Source organism: Pseudomonas sp. KT_2_4 (assembly GCF_041410225.1).
Taxonomy (GTDB): domain Bacteria; phylum Pseudomonadota; class Gammaproteobacteria; order Pseudomonadales; family Pseudomonadaceae; genus Aquipseudomonas; species Aquipseudomonas paracarnis.
The window spans coordinates 2,002,340-2,020,663 of sequence record NZ_CP166962.1; the positions used below are offsets into that span (position 1 = coordinate 2,002,340).

Genomic DNA, 18,324 nt, shown 5'->3' on the forward strand with positions numbered 1-18,324 from the left:
GGGGTTGCAAGAAGCCTTCCAACTTTGGTTTTGGGATGATTCTCGAGTGCTAGCCGATTCAAGTGTGGGAGCTGGCTTGCCTGCGATTGCGGTGTGTCAGCCACTGAGATATTGGCTGTAAATCAGCTATCGCAGGCCAGCCAGCTCCCACATTTGGATTTGTGTGCACCTTGGATATCGAGGAAATTTCCGATAAGGATTTGGGGTTGCCCCTAGGAAACTCGCTCTCTAGTCTCCGTACACCGCTGCAAACGCAGCGGACGGGCGTCGCGGCCCGGATTACCTAGGAGCAAAAGCACCCTCTCCCTTTCTAAAAGGAGCTTCACAGTGATCAAACACGCCTCAAATTCCCCCACCCGGCTGTTTACCGTAGCCGACGGCATCAGCAGCGAAGACCTGCTGGTCAACCTCAGTGAAACACTTGCTTCGGCCAATGCGCTGAGCTGCGACTTGGCCTTTGACCTGGAAGGTTCGAAACGAGAGGAATTGCTCGGCGTTGCGCAGTTGATTGAACTCGCGCAGTTACTGGCTGATCGCCTGCACGTTGGCGCCACAATGGCGGGCAAAGCAAGCAGCGGATAATACGGGCAAGGGTGGGAGCTGGCTTGCCTGCGATTGCGGTGTGTCAGCCACTGGGATATTGGCTGTGAGTCAGCCATCGCAGGCAAGCCAGCTCCCACCTGTGATTCAGTTTTTAAACTGGCCGTATATTGTCAGCCTGTGGGCCTTTTGGACCTTGTGTGATGTCAAACTCTACTTTTTGATTCTCCTCCAGGCTTTTGTACCCAGCCGTCGCAATTGCCGAGTAATGGGCAAACACATCGGGCCCTTCATCATCTTGGGTAATAAAACCAAATCCCTTCTCCGCGCTAAACCACTTCACCGTGCCAGTTGCCATTGCCATTCTCCCTACACTTCACTTGAGACCCGGTTCACCTGGGTTGCACCGTTTGATAGGCAACGCATAAATACCCTCGGGTCGATGGACCATTTGGAACTCCATGCGCTTGCCAAACCACAGCGCGGTGCAACGCCAGTCTCTGCCATTGATAAACACATCCTCTCCCCCGCCATCGGGCTTGATCAACCAATCGCCCCTGAGCCAGACGTAGTACCTGACCGTACCCGTAGCCACCTTCACAACCGCTCTCCCTGCATCTCGTTACTACATACGCGCAGTGCATGGTGGGTAATAAAACAGCGGGCAGCGCCCGTTGGCTACTGTCAGAGTTGACAGGTAGACGCGGGCTTTCAATGGGTGATAGGCATGGCAACGTTGCGGGTCATGCATCCGCTGATTTTTTGCGTTTGCGCGGTTTGCGCTGCTTGGCAGGCGCTTGCGGGATTTCAGCACATGTGACATTCGTCGATTGGACGGCAACCTCGTTGCCATCGCGATCCCGCACAATAAAGCCGATGCCTTTGACCGCATCGAACCACCTGACCGTACCCCTATCCATCACCGCCTCCCGAGCCGCGCATGGCTGCGCGCCTCATCGCTGTATCAAACAGTGAAGGCGGCGTAATGGCTACTGTCAAAGTTGACAGGTAAGACCGGGTTTGAATCCTGATGAAGTCATCATGATAGGTACTTCGACGCCTGCGAAAACGCTATCGGGCCTAGGGATAAAGATTTTGTGGAACCGGTACGACATTTTTTGTCACTCAACTCGCTGAGCGATCAGCTCTTTAAAATCACCCTTCCCTAGGGTGGATAAGCGATTAAAAAATAGCGGCGAAACCATGGACTTAAATTTAAACGCATTAAACACCTTTTTTCGCTTTGCCTCCTCAGAGGCTGAAACGGTTGAATCAGGGCCCCCTAAAGCTGAGTACGTTTGGGCGCCAGCGCCGTCGACGGGCGAAACTAAACTGGTACCAGATCTGAAAAAAACGCTATTCGAGATTTTAGGCAATGAAGTGGATTCACCCGCAGCGTTCGATAAGTTGATCGAAAAACTCAAGGTGATGCCGCAAAAAGATCTGAAAGCCTATCTACAGCGTTTTGAATCAGCCCTGTCACCTGAACGATTCAAACGCCTGCAGGACGATCTTAATTTGGTAAGAGGAGGCTGGACATCTGACCCGCGCGGGATTCCAGGTGATGGTGGCAGCAATTCCCAAAACGTCGACATGAGCCTTTACCCCGCGGGCGAGGTCATCAGTGACAAGCCCCTGATGAAGGCGGACAGCTTCTATCACTATCATCCTGGTGGGTCTGAACCCGGAAAAAAGCCAGAAAATATCTATAGTGGTTTCAGCCAAGGTTATGAAGATAACTGTGTAATTACTTCCTGGATCAAGGCAGGGATGGCGCTGTTTGGTCAAAAGGATGTCTTTGAAGCGGTAAAGGAAGTCGCTCAGGGTTATTTCGTGACCATGCGCGACGGTTTCAAACTGTACCTGTCAAAAGGCGAGTTACAGTTGGCAGCCCGCAATTCAGGGTATAAAGGCGATGATCCGGTGATGCTCACCGACGCTAACTTTATGTTCGCAGTGGCTGCCAAGCGAGCACAACTGGTAAATAGCTATGATCGTGTTGGACAGAGCTACGCTAATGGCGTGAAAAGCCTTAACGATGGAGCTTCTCCCTGGGAAGGGTATGAACTCCTTGGGTTAAAGGATCACATTAAACCCGGCCGCGATAGTAACGCGAAGTTGAAGGAGCTGGAAACCCCGGGTGAAATCGGGGTTGCCAGCGCTCCAGGCCACAATTTTTTGGTAGTGGATGGCCGGCAAGAGCTCTTTGGAACCCGTGGCGGTAAACCAGACCCTACACTTGTAGAGCAGGTGTACGTGCTGCAATTATCGAAAGTCGAAGCACCCCAAAGCGATACTCCCGAGCGACTTAAATAACTACGGTTTACCACAGCCGCGGCGCATTGAGCCTCAGGAATCCCGACGCAAATCCGGCGGAATCGGCAAATCCTTGAGCGGATCAGGCCGCTTGCCCTTGCCGGCGCGGTATTGGCGGATTTGGTAAACGTAGGCCAGTACCTGTGCAACGGCCAGGTACAAGCCGGCCGGGATTTCCTGGTCGAGGTCGGTGGAATAGAAAATCGAGCGCGCCAACGCCGGCGATTCCAGCAACAGAATGTCGTTGGCCACGGCGATTTCGCGGATTTTCAACGCAGTAAAATCACTGCCCTTGGCCAGCAGCATCGGTGCGCCACCCTTCTCCGGGTCGTATTTGAGGGCCACGGCGTAGTGGGTCGGGTTGGTGATGATCACATCGGCGTCGGGCACCGAGGCCATCATCTTGCGCTGGGACATTTCCCGCTGCAGTTGGCGGATGCGTTGCTTGACCTCGGGGCGGCCTTCCTGGTCCTTGTGCTCGTCGCGCACTTCCTGCTTGGTCATCAGCAGTTTCTTGTGGCTTTCCCACAGTTGGATCGGCGCATCCACGGCGGCGATCAGGATCAGCCCGAGGGCCATCCACAGTGCGCTCCAGCCCACCACCTGCACGCTGTGGATGATCGCCGATTCCAGCGGTTCATGGGCAATGCGCAGCAAGTCGTCGATGTCGGATGACAACACCGCCAACGCCACGAACAGAATCAGGAAAAACTTGGCCAGGGCCTTGAGCAATTCAATCAGGGCCTTGGCAGAGAACATGCGCTTGAGCCCCGCCCCCGGGTTCATGCGGCTGAACTTGGGCGCCATGCTGCCCGCGGCAAACAACCAGCCGCCGAGGGCCACCGGGCCGATCAGCGCGGCCAGCAGCAAGGTGATCAAGATCGGCTGCACCGCCAACAGGGCGATTTTGCCTGAGTGCAGCAGGTACTGGGCCATGGCGTCGGGGTTGAGCAGCACTTCGCGGGGCAAGCTGAAGTTGTGCTTCATCATCTCCAGCAGGTCCAGCGCCAGGCCACCGCCGTAGATCAGCAAGGCGCCTGCACCGGCGATCATGGTGGCGAAGGTGTTGAGCTCTTTGGAGCGCGCGATCTCGCCCTTTTCCCGGGAGTCCTTTTTACGTTTCTCCGTGGGGTCTTCTGTTTTGTCCTGACCACTCTCGCTCTCGGCCATGGCTCAGCGCGCCCGTGCCAGGTCACGTAAGAACTGCAAGGCGTCGGTGGCCAGCGGTTGATACTGATTGAGAATGTCAGCCAGGCCGACCCAGAAAATCCCCATGCCCAACACCAGGGTCAGCGGGAAACCAATCGAGAAGATGTTCAGTTGCGGCGCCGCGCGGGTCATCACGCCGAACGCGATATTGACCACCAGCAGCGCCGTGATCGCCGGCAACACCAGCAACAGCGCCGCGCCCAGCACCCAACCGAGGCGCCCCACCAGTTCCCAGAAGTGGTTGACCACCAAGCCTGCGCCCACCGGCAAGGTGGTGAAACTCTCGGTCAGCACCTCGAACGCCACCAGGTGACCGTTCATGGCCAGGAATAGCAAGGTCACCAGCATGGTCAGAAACTGCCCGATCACCGCCGCCGACACGCCGTTGGTGGGGTCCACCATTGAAGCGAAGCCCATACCCATCTGGATCGAGATGATTTGCCCGGCCACCACGAAAGCCTGGAAGAACAGGGTCAGGGAAAACCCCAGCATGGCGCCGATCAGAATCTGTTCGGCAATCAGCAACAAGGCGCTAAGGTCCAGTGCGTTCACCGGCGGCATCGGCGGCAGGCCCGGCACGATCACCACGGTGATCGCCACAGCGAAATACAGGCGCACACGACGCGGTACCAGCGTGGTGCCGAACACCGGCATGGCCATCAACATCGCCGTGACGCGAAACAGCGGCAGGATGAACGAGGCCACCCAGGTACTGATCTGGGTGTCGGTCAAGGCCAGCAAGGATTGCATCGGCTCAGCCGATCAACTGCGGAATACTGCCGTACAACTGCAGGATGTATTCCATGAAGGTTTGCACCAGCCACGGGCCGGCGACGATCAGGGTCACCAGCATCACCAGCAGGCGCGGCAGAAAGCTCAGGGTTTGTTCGTTGATCTGGGTGGCCGCCTGGAACATCGCCACCAGCAGGCCCACCAACAGACTGGGCACCACCAGCACGGCGACCATCAGGGTGGTCAGCCACAGCGCTTCACGGAACAGGTCAACGGCGACTTCTGGCGTCATAGCGCTATACCCCTCCGAAACTGCCGGCCAGGGTGCCAATAATCAGCGCCCAGCCGTCCACCAGCACAAACAGCATGATCTTGAACGGCAGCGAGATGATCAACGGTGACAGCATCATCATACCCATGGCCATCAACACGCTCGCCACCACCAGGTCGATGATCAGGAACGGGATGAAGATCATGAAGCCAATCTGGAACGCGGTCTTCAGTTCGGAGGTGACGAACGCCGGCACCAGAATAGTCAGCGGCGCCTGGTCCGGGGTAGCGATGTCGGTGCGCTTGGACAGGCGCATGAACAGCTCAAGGTCGCTGGAGCGGGTTTGCGACAGCATGAAGTCCTTGATCGGGCCCTGAGCCTTGTCGATGGCATCCTGGGCTGTGAGCTTTTCCGCCAGATAAGGTTGCAGGGCTTGCTGGTTCACCTTGTCGAACACCGGCGCCATGATGAACAGCGTCAAAAACAGCGCCATGCCGGTGAGGATCTGGTTCGATGGCGTCTGCTGCAGGCCCAGGGCCTGGCGCAGGATCGAGAAGACGATGATGATCCGCGTAAAGCTGGTCATCAGCATGACGAACGCCGGGATAAAACTCAGCGCCGTCATGATCAGCAGGATCTGCAGGCTGACCGAATATTCCTGCGCGCCCGCCGCGTTGGTGCCCAGGGTGATCGCCGGGATCGACAACGGGTCGGCGCCCAGGGCCATCGGTGCGGCCAGCAACAGCATGAGCGTCAACAAAACGCGCATTACTTCTTATCCTTCTGATCCTTGCCCAGCAACTCCATCAGGCGCTGGGCGAATTCTGGCGTGGCGGCTTCGGTCTTGACCGCGTCCACCGGGGTCTTGAGTACATGCAGCGGGGTGATGCGGCCGGGGGTGATGCCGAGCAGGATCTGCTCCTCGCCCACCTGCACCAGCACCAGCCGATCACGCGGGCCGAGGGCGCGCGAGCCCACCAGCTCGATCACTTGGCCGTTGCCCGGGCCGATGCGCTGCACGCGGCGCATCAACCAGGCCAGCACGAAGATCAGGCCAATCACCAGCAACAGGCCCAGCACCAGTTGCGTCAACTGCCCACTGACACTGCCGACCGCTGGCGCCGCAGCCACCTGCGCCACCGGCTCCGCCGCCAGGGCGCTCAATGGCAGCGCCAGCAACAGTCCCGCCATCGAGTACTTCATCTCAGCGCAACTTCTTGATGCGTTCACTCGGGCTGATCACGTCGGTCAGGCGGATGCCGAACTTCTCGTTGACCACCACCACCTCGCCATGGGCAATCAGGGTGCCGTTGACCAGCACGTCCAACGGCTCGCCGGCCAGGCGGTCCAGCTCGATCACCGAGCCCTGGTTGAGCTGCAACAGGTTGCGGATGTTGATTTCGGTGCTGCCCACTTCCATGGAAATCGACACCGGGATGTCGAGGATCACATCCAGGTTCGGGCCGTCGAGGCTCACCGGGTCGTTGTTCTTCGGCACGCTGCCGAATTCTTCCATGGCCAGGCGGTTGCCGGCCGGCGCGGTAGCGGCGTCGGCGGCCAGCAGCGCGTCGATGTCGTCCTGGCCAACATCGCCGGTTTCTTCCAGGGCCGCAGCCCACTCGTCAGCCAGGGCCTGGTCTTCGGCGGAAGTATTTTCGTGTTCGGTAGCCATTACATGTCCTCGGCGCAGCAAACAATCATGAATTGGGGTTGAATCAGCGGCGGTTGATCGGCTCAACCACTTGCAGCGCCAGGTTGCCCTTGTGGGAACCGAGCTTGACCTTGAATGACGGCACGCCGTTGGCGCGCATGATCAACTCTTCCGGCAAGTCGACGGGGATGATGTCCCCAGGCGCCATGTGCAAAATATCGCGCAGGCGCAACTGACGGCGGGCCACGGTGGCGCTCAACGGCACGTCGACGTCCAGCAGGTCTTCGCGCAGGGCCTTGACCCAGCGTTCGTCCTGGTCGTCGAGGTCGGACTGGAAGCCGGCGTCGAGCATTTCGCGCACCGGCTCGATCATCGAGTACGGCATGGTCACGTGCAGGTCGCCGCCACCGCCATCGAGTTCGATGTGGAAGGTCGACACCACAATGGCCTCGCTCGGCCCGACGATGTTGGCCATGGCCGGGTTCACTTCCGAGTTGATGTACTCGAAGTTGACTTCCATGATCGCCTGCCAGGCTTCCTTCAAGTCGATGAAGGCCTGCTCCAGCACCATGCGTACCACGCGCAGTTCGGTGGGGGTGAATTCACGCCCTTCGATCTTGGCGTGACGGCCGTCGCCGCCGAAGAAGTTGTCCACCAGCTTGAACACCAGCTTGGCGTCGAGGATGAACAGCGCAGTGCCGCGCAACGGCTTGATCTTGACCAGGTTGAGGCTGGTGGGCACGTACAGCGAGTGTACGTATTCACCGAACTTCATCACCTGCACACCGCCCACGGCCACGTCCGCCGAGCGGCGCAGCATGTTGAACATGCTGATGCGGGTGTAGCGGGCAAAGCGTTCGTTGATCATCTCCAGGGTCGGCATGCGTCCCCGCACGATGCGATCCTGGCTGGTCAGGTCATAACTTTTGACGCTGCCGGGTTCGGCAGCCATTTCGGTCTGTACCAGACCATCGTCCACGCCATGCAACAGCGCATCGATTTCATCCTGGGACAGCAGGTCTTGCACGGCCATGTCGTGATCCTACTGCAATACGAAGTTAGTGAAGAGCGCCTGCTCGACCACAACTTTGCCGAGTTCTTTCTGGGCCACTTCCTGCACGCTGGCAGTGACCTTCTGGCGCAGCATTTCCTGGCCGACTGGCGTGGCAAGGCTGTCGAAGCTCTGCCCGGAGAACAGCATCACCAGGTTGTTGCGGATCACCGGCATATGCACCTTGAGGGCATCCAGGTCCGCCTGGTTGCGCGCCAGCAAGGTGATGCTCACCTGCAGGTAGCGTTGACGACCATTCTGGTTGTAGTTGGCGACAAAGGCCGGAAGCATCTGTTCGAAGATTGCCGGTTGCTTGACGTTCGTGGCGGCTTCGGCGGCGGGCGCCGGTTTGCTCGCACTGCTGTGCATGATGTACCAAGTGCCGCCCACCGACGCACCGATGGCCAGAAGCAGGCCCAGCACAATCATCAGGATCAGCTTGAGCCTGCCTTTGCCTGCGGGGGGAGTTGCTGCGTCGTCGCTCTTCGCCATGCCAATAATCCGTCACTATTCGGGGATTCGTAGATCTATGGCAAGGCAAGAGCAAGTGTTATGCCAGAGTTGGCTGGCAGGCGCAGGAAGATGATCGTTCCCACGCTCTGCGTGGGAATGCATCCTGTGACGCTACGCGTCACCGTGCGCAACGGTCGAAAACATCGCCGACTTCGGGACGCGGAGCGTCCGGGGTGGCATTCCCACGCAGAGCGTGGGAACGATCAGCCAGCTCCCACACTGACCGGGTTTGAGCAGGAAGTCAGGCGTAGTAGTCGACGGCGCTGGAGCCGATCACGCTCTGGCTCACGGGCGCTGCCACTTCGGCCACGTCCACAGGGCCACCGGCGTCGCCGCTGTCAGCACGCCTGCCGCTGCCACTGACGCCTCGCGCCTGGCTCTGCTGTTGCTGCTGGTCCTGGCCCCGCGACTGGTCGGACACGTTCACATCCACCTGCCCCATGCCCTGCTGGGCAAACATCTCGCGCAAACGGCCGGACTGGCTTTCCAGGGCTTCACGCACCACCGCATGGCCGCTCATGAAGTTGACTTGGGCTTGCTGGTCCGCCGTCATATTGACCTTGATATCCAGGCGCCCCAGTTCAGCGGGCTGCAACTGGATCTCGGCCGACTTGAGGTTGGCGCTGGACAGGTACATCACGCGGTTGACCACCTCTTCGGTCCAGCCGCTCTGATGCATGGCAAGCGGCGCGTTGGCAACCGGCGGCAAGGCGTTGGCGGTTTTGGGCGTGGCGGCCTGGGTCAGCGCGGCGAGGCGGTTGGCGAAGTCGTCCACGCGGGTGTCGCTGCTGGCGTTCTTGAGGTCCTTGAGGCCGTCATCGATCAGCGCGCCGAAGGCCTTGTCGCCCCCCTGGTCAGTGCTGTCCTTGGTGGCTTGCTGGTCGACCATGTTGGCCAGGCCGGTGGCAAAGCTCTGCGCGGCGGTCGGCTGGTCCTGGGGGGTGGGCGCGGCTTTCTGCGGCGCCTGGCTGCTGGCCGAGACGTGACCGCCCTGCTCCATCGCCAGGCGCACGGCCGGCATCGAATCCAGCGGGTCGGCCTCAGGGTCGAAGGCCGGCTGCTTGGGCTCCTCGGTCACAGCAATGAGCGGCTGGGCCTGGTCATCTTCGGCCGTAACGGCAGGCGCTTGTACGGACACAGGGGCTGCCACGGGCGTCACGGCGGCGACCAGCGCCGGGTCGGCCACCGGTTGCTGCGCCAGGGACGGGTCGGCAGGTGGCTCGCCTTCACTGTCAGCGTGGTCGTCGCTCTTGGCCGGCTTGGCAGGCAAGGGATTGCCGCTATCGGCAACCGCTGGCGCGCTGGCGGCAGGTTTATCGTCGCCGGCGGCCGGTTTGGCGCTGGGATCAGAAGCCTTGTCGCGCACGGGTTTGGCTGGCGCGTCGTCGCTCTTGGCCTGCGGCTTGGCAGCTTGCTTGGCAAACACTTGAGCGAAGCCAGCGCCCTTGTCCCGCGGGGCCGCAGGCGCTACCGCAGGCGTGGCGGCCGGCGCTTGAGGCTTGGCCGCAGTGGCAGCCTGAAGAAGCGAATTGGGGACGACTGGCATAAGTTAGGGTCTCCACTGCATGGGGTCGGGGATGCAGTCTATGGAGGTAGAGCAAGAGTCGGGCCAAGTCAGGCCGATAAAATATCAAACCCCAGAAAACCGCTCCCGCTCATGCTCATAAAGCGGCCGAACCAGCGCAAACTCACGATCAATCTGATCCACCAACGCCCCCAAGTCGGAAGCAGACTTGAAGGACTCGGTCTCCAACCGCTCACACAACGTTGCCAAGCGCAGCGCCCCCAAGTTGCCACTGCTGCCCTTGAAGCTGTGTGCGATACGCCCCAACGTCTTGGCGTCGTCCCGCGCCTTGCGCAGCGCTTGCACGCGCTCTTCAGAGTCATGCAGAAAGGTGTCCAGCAGCGTGGGGTATTCGCTTTCCATGACTTCCTGCAAACCCGACAACACCCCGGGGTCCATATGAATCTCAGCCACTTGCTCGCTCCTTGATCAAGAATCGGCGGATTATGCCAGAGCCGCCCAACAAAACTCCACGCAGACAGTGCGCCCGCCATCGGACCAGCCTACAGCGCTGCTCAGTTGACGCACCAGGCTCAGGCCCCGACCAGACAGACGGTCGATGTCCACGGGGCGCGCCAGCTCTTGCTCCACATCAAAACCCTGCCCGCTGTCTTCGAGGCGCAAGGTCAGTTTGCCGCCCTTGTCGGTGGGTACCACCTGCACATGCACGCGCACGTAACCGCTGTCCAACTGCGCCAGGCGCTCATGGCGCTGGCGATAATACTGCGCAAACCCCTGGGCATCGCGCTTGAGCCGTGAGTCCAGGCCCAGCACGCCATGCTCCAGCGCGTTGGAATACAACTCGGCCATCACACTGTAAAGCGCCCCGCTCTGCGCACGCAGGCCATGGATCTCCAACAGCAGTTGCAGCAGGTACGGCAACGGGTTGTAGGTCCTGAGCGTCTGGGCGCGGAATTCGAAACTCACCGACCAATCCAGCGGGCACGACCGGCCGCTGTCGGCATACATCGGTTCGGCCGCTCGCAAGGGTTGGCCCGCCTGCAACGTGATCTCGACCATGCTGACGTCATCGCGCGCCTGGCCGCGAAAGGCCGCCAGGGCCTGCTCGATGTCCTCGAACAGGCGGTCGGGCTCGCGGTTGGCGGCGAACACCTGCTGCAAGCGCTCGGCGCCGAACAGTTGATCGTTGGCGTCAGCGGTGTCGAGCACGCCGTCGGAAAGCAAAAACACCCGGTCGCCCAACGCCATGGGCCAGACCTCGGTGCTGTCATCGAACGCCTCTGCCGACAACACCCCCAGGGGCAGGTGCCGCGACATCAATGGCGTGCGCCTGCCCGTGGCGACTTCATGCACATAGCCTTCGGGCATGCCGCCGTTCCACACCTCCACCGCCCGCCGCTGGGCGCTCAGGCACAGCAAGGTGGCGCAGCAGAACATGTCCACCGGCAGGATGCGCTTGAGCTTGGCGTTCATTTCCCGCAGGGTCTGCGTGAGGCCGTAGCCCTTGGCGGTCATGCCGTAGAACACTTCGGCCAGGGGCATGGCGCCGATGGCGGCCGGCAAGCCATGGCCGGTGAAATCACCCAGCAACACATGCATGTCACCCGATGGCGTGTAAGCCGCCAGCAACAAGTCGCCATTGAACAACGCATAAGGCGATTGCAGATAGCGGATATTCGGCGCGGCGTTGATGCAACCGGAATGGGCGACCTTGTCGAACACCGCCTTGGCCGCCCGCTGCTCATGCATCAGGTGTTCGTGGTGCCTGGCGATCAGGTCACGCTGTTGCAAAACCGTGGCCTGCAGGCGGCGCAGGCGGTCCATGGCGTTGATCTTCGCTGCCAGGATCAAGGGGTTATAGGGCTTGGGCAGAAAGTCATCGCCGCCCGCGTCCAGGCACTGGGCCAGGGCTTCGCTTTCGCGCAGCGACGTGAGGAAGATGATCGGCACCAGCGCCTCCCCCGCCAGTTGCTTGATCTGCCGTGCGGCTTCGAAGCCGTCCATCACCGGCATGAGCGCGTCCATCAACACCAGTTGCGGGCGCTCACGGGCAAACACCTCAATCGCTTCGGCGCCGTTGCTGACAGTCAGCACCTGGTGGCCCTGACGGCGGATGATGCTCGCCAGCAACAGGCGGTCGGCGGCGCTGTCTTCGGCGATCAGGATGGTCAGCGCCTCCAGGACAGGGGCCAGGGCGCTCAATTGATATCGAACAGTTTGTCGAAGTTGGAGATGGCGAGGATCTTGCGCACGTCGGAGTTGCTGTTCGTCACGCGAACTTCGGCGTCATCACCTCCAGCATGATCCCGTAGCAACAGCAGCATGCCAAGGGCTGAACTGTCCATGTAGGTGGCATCCTTGAGGTCGACGATATAGGTCTCGGGCACCTTGTAGAAACGCTCGTAGGCTTCCCGAAACGCCTGGTGGCTGCCGAAATCGAACCGGCCCTTGATTGCGATCGTCAACTTCTTCCCGTCCAGGGATACTTCTGACTCGACTGTCATGTGACTGCTTCCTTGTCGTTGCACTAGACACAAGGTGTAGCAGCTGAACCGCATCTGAGCAACACAGTGAATCAACTGTGGGAGCTGGCTTGCCTGCGATGGCGGCGTGTCAGCCACTGAATCTTTAACTGAACCACCGCGTTCGCAGGCAAGCCGGCTCCCATACTGGATTTGTGGTGCCGGTTAGAACTGTTCTGGGCGGGGAAGGCGTTGGGACAATTCATCGAGCAGCTTTTGCTCGCGCTTGTCTTCGATGGCTCGCGCTTCGTCGATGTAGCGCTGCACCAGTTTGCGCAGCCCCTCGACCCGGGCAAACGCCTGTTGCCAGGCCTCGCGCGCTTTGTCGAGGTTGGCCTCGTGCCAGGCCAGGCTCTGGCGTTGCTGACCAACGGCGGTTTCAAGCTGATTGAGAAAGCCCTGGTACCCCATCAGCCACTGGCCGGATACACCCTGGCTACCGCGCTCGATCCACTGTTGCTGGTACTCGCCCCGAAAGCGCTCCAGGTCGCCGAGCTTGCTTTGGGCCAGGCGCACCTGGCCCTGGAAGTAGCCCAGGCGCTGCACGGCGGCTTTCTCGGCCTTTTCGGCCATCTCCACCACCGGAGCCAGGCGGGCGGCGCGGCTGTTGGCCATGGCTTAGCCGCCCGGCGCCGGGGCGAAGATGGACTGCAAGTGCGACTGGCTCTCGCCCATGGTGATCTTGTCGTTGAGACCCTGGCGCAGGTAGGTCACCAGTTGCGGCTGCAAGGCGATGGCCAGGTCGGTGTCGCGGTCACCACCGGCCACATAGGCGCCGACGCTGATCAGGTCGCGACTTTGCTGGTAACGCGACCACAACTGTTTGAACTGCTGGGCACGGGCCATATGCTCCGGCGTGACCACCGCCGGCATCACCCGGCTGATGGACGCTTCGATGTCGATGGCCGGATAGTGCCCTTCTTCGGCCAGGCGGCGCGACAGCACGATGTGGCCGTCGAGCACACCTCGCGCCGAGTCGGCAATCGGGTCCTGTTGGTCGTCGCCTTCGGACAACACGGTGTAGAACGCGGTGATCGAGCCACCGCCGGCTTCGGCATTACCGGCACGCTCCACCAGCTTGGGCAGCTTGGCGAACACCGATGGCGGGTAACCCTTGGTCGCGGGCGGTTCACCGATGGCCAGGGCGATTTCGCGCTGGGCCTGGGCGAAACGCGTGAGCGAGTCCATCAGCAACAGGACGTTCTTGCCCTTGTCGCGAAAATATTCGGCGATGCGCGTGCAGTACATCGCCGCACGCAGGCGCATCAGCGGTGCATCGTCTGCCGGAGAAGCGACGACAACGGAACGCTTGAGCCCTTCTTCACCGAGGCTGTGCTCGATGAACTCCTTCACTTCGCGGCCCCGCTCGCCGATCAGCCCCACCACGATGATGTCGGCCTCGGTAAAGCGCGTCATCATGCCCAGCAACACCGACTTACCCACGCCAGTACCGGCGAACAGGCCCAGGCGCTGGCCGCGACCGACCGTCAATAAACCGTTGATGCTGCGAATACCCACGTCCAGTGGCACGCTGATGGGGTTGCGCTTGAGCGGGTTGATGGTGGGGCCGTCCATCGGCACCCAGTCTTCGGCCTTCATGCCGCCCTTGCCGTCCAGCGCACGGCCGGCCCCGTCGAGTACGCGGCCCAGCATGCTCATGCCCATGGGCAGGCGGCCAGTGTCGGCCAGCGGCACCACGCGGGCGCCGGGGGCAATGCCGGCGAGGCTGCCGACCGGCATCAGAAAAATCTTGCTGCCCGAAAAGCCCATCACCTCGGCTTCGACCTGCACCGGGTGGTAGCTGTCGTCGTTGATCACCAGGCAGCGGCTGCCCATGGCGGCGCGCAGGCCCTCGGCTTCGAGGGTCAGGCCGACCATGCGCAACAGGCGCCCTTCGAGGATCGGCTGGCCGGGCAACTCGGTGGCCTCGGCGTAGCTGCCCAGGCGCTTGGCGAAGCTGGTGCGATCAAGGCGCATCGGTGGCGTCCAGGTCAACGCTCAGGTCCGGCTCGGCGGGGTGCAGGGCTTGTTCATGCAGTTGATCGAACAACTTGGCCATGATCTGGCTGATGCGGGTTTCCACCGTTGCATCGATGCGGCTGTGCTCGGTTTCGACACGGCAACCACCGGGCTGCAACGAAGCGTCTTCGACGATGCGCCAGGTTTCTTCATGGCGCTCGCGCAGGGCTTTGACCTGTTCGAAATCCTGGGGGTTGATGTACAGCCGCACATTGCCGACGCCCAGGGGCAGCAGCTTGAGGGCTTCGCGCATCACGCCTTCGATCTGGCTGGAATCGAGCACCAGTTCGCGCTGGATCACCTGGCGCGCGATGTGCTGCACCAGGCCAACCATGGATTTTTCCAGCTGCGAGTCCTGTTCGGCGATAGGGTCGAACAGGTTGCCCATCAGGCGTTCCAGGCTACCCAACTTGGTGGCCAGCGCCGCTTCGGCCTCCTGGCGAACCTTGAGGGTGGTGCTGCGAAAACCGTCTTTTTCCCCCGCCGCGAAGCCTTCGTTGTAGGCCTCCTGACGAATGGTTTCCAGCTCTTCGAGGGTCAGTGGCTGGACTTCATCCAGTGGCACTTCTTCCATCTCTGCCGGAGGTTCTTCAACCGGTTCAGGCTCAGGCTCCGGCACATGGGGGTCGAAACTGGGCAGCGACCAGATGTCGAAACCACCGACATCCCGCGCGCGAATCAGATCGCTGGGCGCCTCATCTTTATTCGACATGCAAGGCGCCTTAGATCATTTCTTCGCCGCCCTTCCCGCCGAGAACGATTTCTCCGGCTTCGGCCATACGGCGGGCAATGGTGAGGATTTCCTTCTGGGCGGTTTCCACGTCGCTGACGCGCACCGGGCCCTTGGCTTCCAGGTCGTCGCGCAACAGCTCCGAGGCGCGCTTGGACATGTTCTTGAAGATCTTTTCTTTGACGTTTTCGTCCGAGCCCTTGAGCGCCAGCACCAGCACGTCCGAGGAAACTTCGCGCAGCAGCGCCTGGATGCCACGGTCGTCGACATCGGCCAGGTTGTTGAACACGAACATCAGGTCTTCGATCTGGCCGGACAGGGTGTCGTCGATCTCGCGGATCGAGTCCATCAACTGGCCTTCGACCGAGCTGTCGAGGAAGTTCATGATGTCGGCTGCGCGCTTGATGCCACCCAGGGTGGTGCGCGAGGCGTTGGAATTGCCGGAGAACTGCTTCTCCAGAATGGTGTTGAGTTCTTTGAGCGCCGCCGGCTGCACGGTGTTCAACGATGACACACGCAGGATGATGTCCAGGCGCACTTTATGGTCGAAGTGGCCGAGCACTTCGCCGGCCTGGTCCGGGTCCAGATAGGCCACCACGATCGCCTGGATCTGCGGGTGCTCATAGCGGATCACGTCGGCCACTGCTCGCGGTTCCATCCACTTGAGGCTGTCGAGGCCGCTGGTGTTGCCGCCCAGCAGGATGCGGTCGATCAGGCCGTTGGCCTTGTCTTCGCCCAGGGCCGAGGTGAGCATCTTGCGAATGTAGCTGTCGGAGCCGACGCCCAGGCTGGTCTGGTCGCCGACGATCTCGACGAACTCGCTCATCACCTGCTCGACTTGCTCGCGGTGCACATTGCGCATCTGCGCCATGGCCACGCCGACACGCTGGACCTCTTTGGGGCCCATGTGGCGCAGCACTTGGGCAGCGTCGGTTTCACCCAGGGACAGCAGCAACACAGCGGCTTTGTCGACCCGGGACAGCTTGGCCACAGCGGCTCGATCATTCATCAGCGTTAATCCACTCTTTCACGACCTGGGCCACACGGCCCGGGTCTTCTGCCACCAGACTCTTGATTGCGTTCAACTGAGCGTCATAGCCTTCGCTCGGGCTTGGCAACAGGATGCTTTGCGGGCCGCCAAGGCTGACGCGGTCGTTGGCCAGTTCGCCGTCCAGGCCGCCCATGCCACCCAACTCGACGTCGCCACCGGCCAGTGCCAGTTGCTTCTTGCCGCCACCGGTGATGTTGTTGAGCACCGGGCGCAGTACACCAAACACCAGCACCAGGATGAACAACACGCCCAGCACTTGCTTGACGATGTCCCAGAACCACGGCTGGGTGTAGAACGCAGGGTCAGCGATCACTTCACCGCGCTCGGCGGAGAACGGCATGTTGATCACGCTGACGCTGTCGCCACGGCTGGCGTCGAAGCCAACGGCGTCCTGCACCAGGCGGGTGAAACGGGCCAGTTCGTCAGCCGTCCAGGGTGCACGGGTCACCGCGCCGTCTGCCGGGTTGACCTTGACCTGGTCATCGACCACCACCGACACCGACAGGCGATTGATCTTGCCCTGCTGCTGCTTGGTGTGGCTGATGGAACGGTCCAGTTCGAAGTTCTTGGTGGACTGGTTACGCTTGTCCGCAGGGTATGGCGCAAGCATCGGCTGGCCGGTGGCCGGGTCCATGATCTGCTGGCCGTTGGCGTCCAGCAATGGCTGGCCAGGCTGGATCGCGCCCGCCGTGGCAGCAGCGCCACCGGTGGTCTGCGGTGCCGAGGCCGGCGCGGGTGGCTGGTTGCTCAGGGCGCCCGGCACACCTTGGGGGCCATTGCTGGCGGTGCGTTGTTCGCTGGTGGACTGCTCGCTGCGCAACGCTGGCTGGTCCGGGTTGAACTGCTCGGAGGTGGACTCGACGGCGCTGAAATCCACATCGGCGGAGACTTCAGCCTTGTAGCGGTCGTTGCCCAGTACCGGTTGCAGGATGTTGTGCACGCGCTGGGTGAGCATGCTTTCCATGCGGCGACTGTAGTCGAACTGCTTGCCGGCCTGGGTCAGCGCGGAGTTTTCGGCCATGTCGGACAGCAGGTTGCCCTTCTGGTCCACCACGGTGATTTGCGACTTGCTCAATTCGGGAACACTGGTTGCCACCAGGTTGACGATCGCCAGTACCTGGCCAGGCTCCAGGGAGCGGCCGGCGAAGAGTTCGACCAAGACCGAGGCGCTGGGCTTGCGTTCGTCACGCACGAACACCGAGCTTTTCGGAATCGCCAGGTGCACACGGGCGGCCTTGACGTTATTGAGGCTGGAAATGGTGCGCGCCAGTTCGCCTTCCAGGCCACGGCGATAACGGGTGGCTTCCATGAACTGGCTGGTGCCCAGGCCCTGGTCTTTGTCGAGGATCTCGAAACCGATGTTGCTGTCGGACGGCGCCACACCAGCGGCGGCCAATTTCATGCGTGCGCGGGCGACGTCGTCAGCCTTGACCAGCAAGGCACCTGAGTTGGGCTCCACGGTGTAGGCGATGTCGGCGGCGGCGAGGGTTTCCATGATCTGCTTGGAATCCATGCCCGACAGGCTGCCGTACAGGGGGCGGTAATCGGGTTGCTGCGACCACAGCACCACGGCAAAACCAATCGCCACGCTGGCTGCCAGGCCCACCATCAGGCCCACCTGACGCAGCATGGTCATTTCCGAGAGGTTTTCCAGGAACGACAGGCCAAACAACGGCGGTTTGCCGTCGGCCTTGGCGGGGAGGTTGTCGGAGACTGCTTCAGCCATGACTTAAATCTCGTCCTTAAACCGGCATCTGCATGATGTCTTGATACGCCTGAACCAGCTTGTTACGCACTTGGGTCAAGGCCTGGAAGGACACACTGGCCTTTTGCGAGGCGACCATCACATCGGTGAGGTCCACGCCGCTTTTACCGATCTCGAAAGCCGTCGCCAACTGGCTGGACGCCTGCTGGGTATCACTGACTTTATTGATTGCCTGACCGAGCATGTCGGCAAAATTGCTTTGGCCCAATTCCGGCGCTGGCGCGACGGATTTCGGTTGAGCCATGGCGTCCATTTGCATGGCGCGCATATCCAACATCAACCGATTGAACTCAATACCCTGGCTCATGACCTTCTCTCTCCGACGACCCGCAATTTTTTGACACTACGCAGCGGTTACTAGGGGTGGTAGCAACAAGGGTGCCAGCTCTGTGACAACTCGTAAGAAAAGGCGACAAAGCTTGTCGAACT

Annotated in this window: 22 protein-coding genes; 2 read left to right on the forward strand and 20 right to left on the reverse strand. The window is 61.0% G+C overall.

Features of this window, described 5'->3' with window-relative positions; all coding sequences use genetic code 11:
* Window positions 1-327 precede the first annotated feature (327 nt).
* Window positions 328-582, forward strand: a complete 255-nt coding sequence (locus AB9N64_RS09150) for a DUF6124 family protein (RefSeq protein WP_020302703.1) — start codon at window positions 328-330, stop codon at window positions 580-582.
* 112 nt (window positions 583-694) lie between these two features.
* On the opposite strand, the gene AB9N64_RS09155 is transcribed toward AB9N64_RS09150, so the two are convergent.
* Complete coding sequence (locus AB9N64_RS09155; protein ID WP_371360201.1) at window positions 695-898, reverse strand: cold-shock protein; 204 nt, start codon at window positions 896-898, stop codon at window positions 695-697.
* A 385-nt stretch (window positions 899-1,283) separates the two neighbouring features.
* The gene (locus AB9N64_RS09160) at window positions 1,284-1,460 is read right to left on the reverse strand and encodes a cold-shock protein (protein ID WP_014719340.1); all 177 of its coding nucleotides are present in this window, start codon (window positions 1,458-1,460) and stop codon (window positions 1,284-1,286) included.
* A gap of 283 nt (window positions 1,461-1,743) precedes the next feature.
* Here AB9N64_RS09160 and AB9N64_RS09165 point away from each other — a divergent pair, with 283 nt between their 5' ends.
* Window positions 1,744-2,856: a hypothetical protein gene (locus AB9N64_RS09165; RefSeq protein ID WP_032902455.1), complete on the forward strand. Its 1,113-nt coding sequence runs from the start codon at window positions 1,744-1,746 to the stop codon at window positions 2,854-2,856.
* Between the two features lie 33 nt (window positions 2,857-2,889).
* Here AB9N64_RS09165 and flhB read toward each other — a convergent pair whose 3' ends face one another.
* The 18 genes from flhB to fliE all read right to left on the reverse strand — a co-directional run bounded on the left by flhB (window position 2,890) and on the right by fliE (window position 18,202).
* Window positions 2,890-4,026 (reverse strand): flagellar biosynthesis protein FlhB, encoded by a 1,137-nt coding sequence (flhB, locus tag AB9N64_RS09170; RefSeq protein ID WP_019818363.1) that lies wholly within the window; start codon window positions 4,024-4,026, stop codon window positions 2,890-2,892.
* Between the two features lie 3 nt (window positions 4,027-4,029).
* Complete coding sequence (gene fliR / locus AB9N64_RS09175) at window positions 4,030-4,815, reverse strand: flagellar biosynthetic protein FliR (protein ID WP_005790062.1); 786 nt, start codon at window positions 4,813-4,815, stop codon at window positions 4,030-4,032.
* A gap of 4 nt (window positions 4,816-4,819) precedes the next feature.
* Window positions 4,820-5,089 carry a flagellar biosynthesis protein FliQ gene (gene fliQ / locus AB9N64_RS09180; RefSeq protein ID WP_003192936.1) on the reverse strand — a complete coding sequence of 90 codons (270 nt, stop codon included), beginning with the start codon at window positions 5,087-5,089 and terminating at the stop codon, window positions 4,820-4,822.
* 4 nt (window positions 5,090-5,093) lie between these two features.
* Window positions 5,094-5,837 (reverse strand): flagellar type III secretion system pore protein FliP, encoded by a 744-nt coding sequence (fliP, locus tag AB9N64_RS09185; protein ID WP_003192937.1) that lies wholly within the window; start codon window positions 5,835-5,837, stop codon window positions 5,094-5,096.
* Window positions 5,837-6,271, reverse strand: a complete 435-nt coding sequence (fliO, locus tag AB9N64_RS09190) for a flagellar biosynthetic protein FliO (protein ID WP_019818369.1) — start codon at window positions 6,269-6,271, stop codon at window positions 5,837-5,839. Before fliO ends, fliP begins: the two co-directional genes overlap by 1 nt.
* Window position 6,272: 1 nt before the next feature.
* Entirely contained in the window at window positions 6,273-6,740 is a 468-nt protein-coding gene (fliN, locus tag AB9N64_RS09195) for a flagellar motor switch protein FliN (protein WP_003192941.1), read from the reverse strand.
* Between the two features lie 43 nt (window positions 6,741-6,783).
* A complete protein-coding gene (gene fliM, locus AB9N64_RS09200) occupies window positions 6,784-7,752 on the reverse strand; it encodes a flagellar motor switch protein FliM (protein WP_014719344.1) in 969 nt (322 codons plus the stop codon).
* A gap of 9 nt (window positions 7,753-7,761) precedes the next feature.
* Window positions 7,762-8,262 (reverse strand): flagellar basal body-associated protein FliL, encoded by a 501-nt coding sequence (gene fliL, locus AB9N64_RS09205; RefSeq protein WP_058410281.1) that lies wholly within the window; start codon window positions 8,260-8,262, stop codon window positions 7,762-7,764.
* A gap of 262 nt (window positions 8,263-8,524) precedes the next feature.
* Entirely contained in the window at window positions 8,525-9,829 is a 1,305-nt protein-coding gene (locus tag AB9N64_RS09210; protein WP_137270677.1) for a flagellar hook-length control protein FliK, read from the reverse strand.
* An 84-nt stretch (window positions 9,830-9,913) separates the two neighbouring features.
* On the reverse strand, window positions 9,914-10,261 hold the full coding sequence (locus AB9N64_RS09215) for an Hpt domain-containing protein (RefSeq protein ID WP_371360202.1): 348 nt from the start codon (window positions 10,259-10,261) through the stop codon (window positions 9,914-9,916).
* A 30-nt stretch (window positions 10,262-10,291) separates the two neighbouring features.
* On the reverse strand, window positions 10,292-12,010 hold the full coding sequence (locus AB9N64_RS09220; RefSeq protein WP_014719348.1) for a fused response regulator/phosphatase: 1,719 nt from the start codon (window positions 12,008-12,010) through the stop codon (window positions 10,292-10,294).
* Complete coding sequence (locus AB9N64_RS09225) at window positions 12,007-12,312, reverse strand: STAS domain-containing protein (protein WP_014719349.1); 306 nt, start codon at window positions 12,310-12,312, stop codon at window positions 12,007-12,009. Before AB9N64_RS09225 ends, AB9N64_RS09220 begins: the two co-directional genes overlap by 4 nt.
* 183 nt (window positions 12,313-12,495) lie before the next feature.
* Window positions 12,496-12,945, reverse strand: coding sequence for a flagellar export protein FliJ (gene fliJ, locus AB9N64_RS09230; protein WP_371360203.1), 450 nt, complete (start codon window positions 12,943-12,945; stop codon window positions 12,496-12,498).
* A gap of 3 nt (window positions 12,946-12,948) precedes the next feature.
* Window positions 12,949-14,307: a flagellar protein export ATPase FliI gene (fliI, locus tag AB9N64_RS09235; protein WP_003192955.1), complete on the reverse strand. Its 1,359-nt coding sequence runs from the start codon at window positions 14,305-14,307 to the stop codon at window positions 12,949-12,951.
* Entirely contained in the window at window positions 14,297-15,061 is a 765-nt protein-coding gene (gene fliH / locus AB9N64_RS09240) for a flagellar assembly protein FliH (RefSeq protein ID WP_014719350.1), read from the reverse strand. Before fliH ends, fliI begins: the two co-directional genes overlap by 11 nt.
* A gap of 10 nt (window positions 15,062-15,071) precedes the next feature.
* A complete protein-coding gene (fliG, locus tag AB9N64_RS09245; protein WP_003192957.1) occupies window positions 15,072-16,088 on the reverse strand; it encodes a flagellar motor switch protein FliG in 1,017 nt (338 codons plus the stop codon).
* Entirely contained in the window at window positions 16,081-17,856 is a 1,776-nt protein-coding gene (gene fliF, locus AB9N64_RS09250; RefSeq protein ID WP_014719351.1) for a flagellar basal-body MS-ring/collar protein FliF, read from the reverse strand. Before fliF ends, fliG begins: the two co-directional genes overlap by 8 nt.
* A 16-nt stretch (window positions 17,857-17,872) precedes the next feature.
* Window positions 17,873-18,202: a flagellar hook-basal body complex protein FliE gene (gene fliE, locus AB9N64_RS09255; RefSeq protein ID WP_003192959.1), complete on the reverse strand. Its 330-nt coding sequence runs from the start codon at window positions 18,200-18,202 to the stop codon at window positions 17,873-17,875.
* Between the last annotated feature and the right edge of the window lie 122 nt (window positions 18,203-18,324).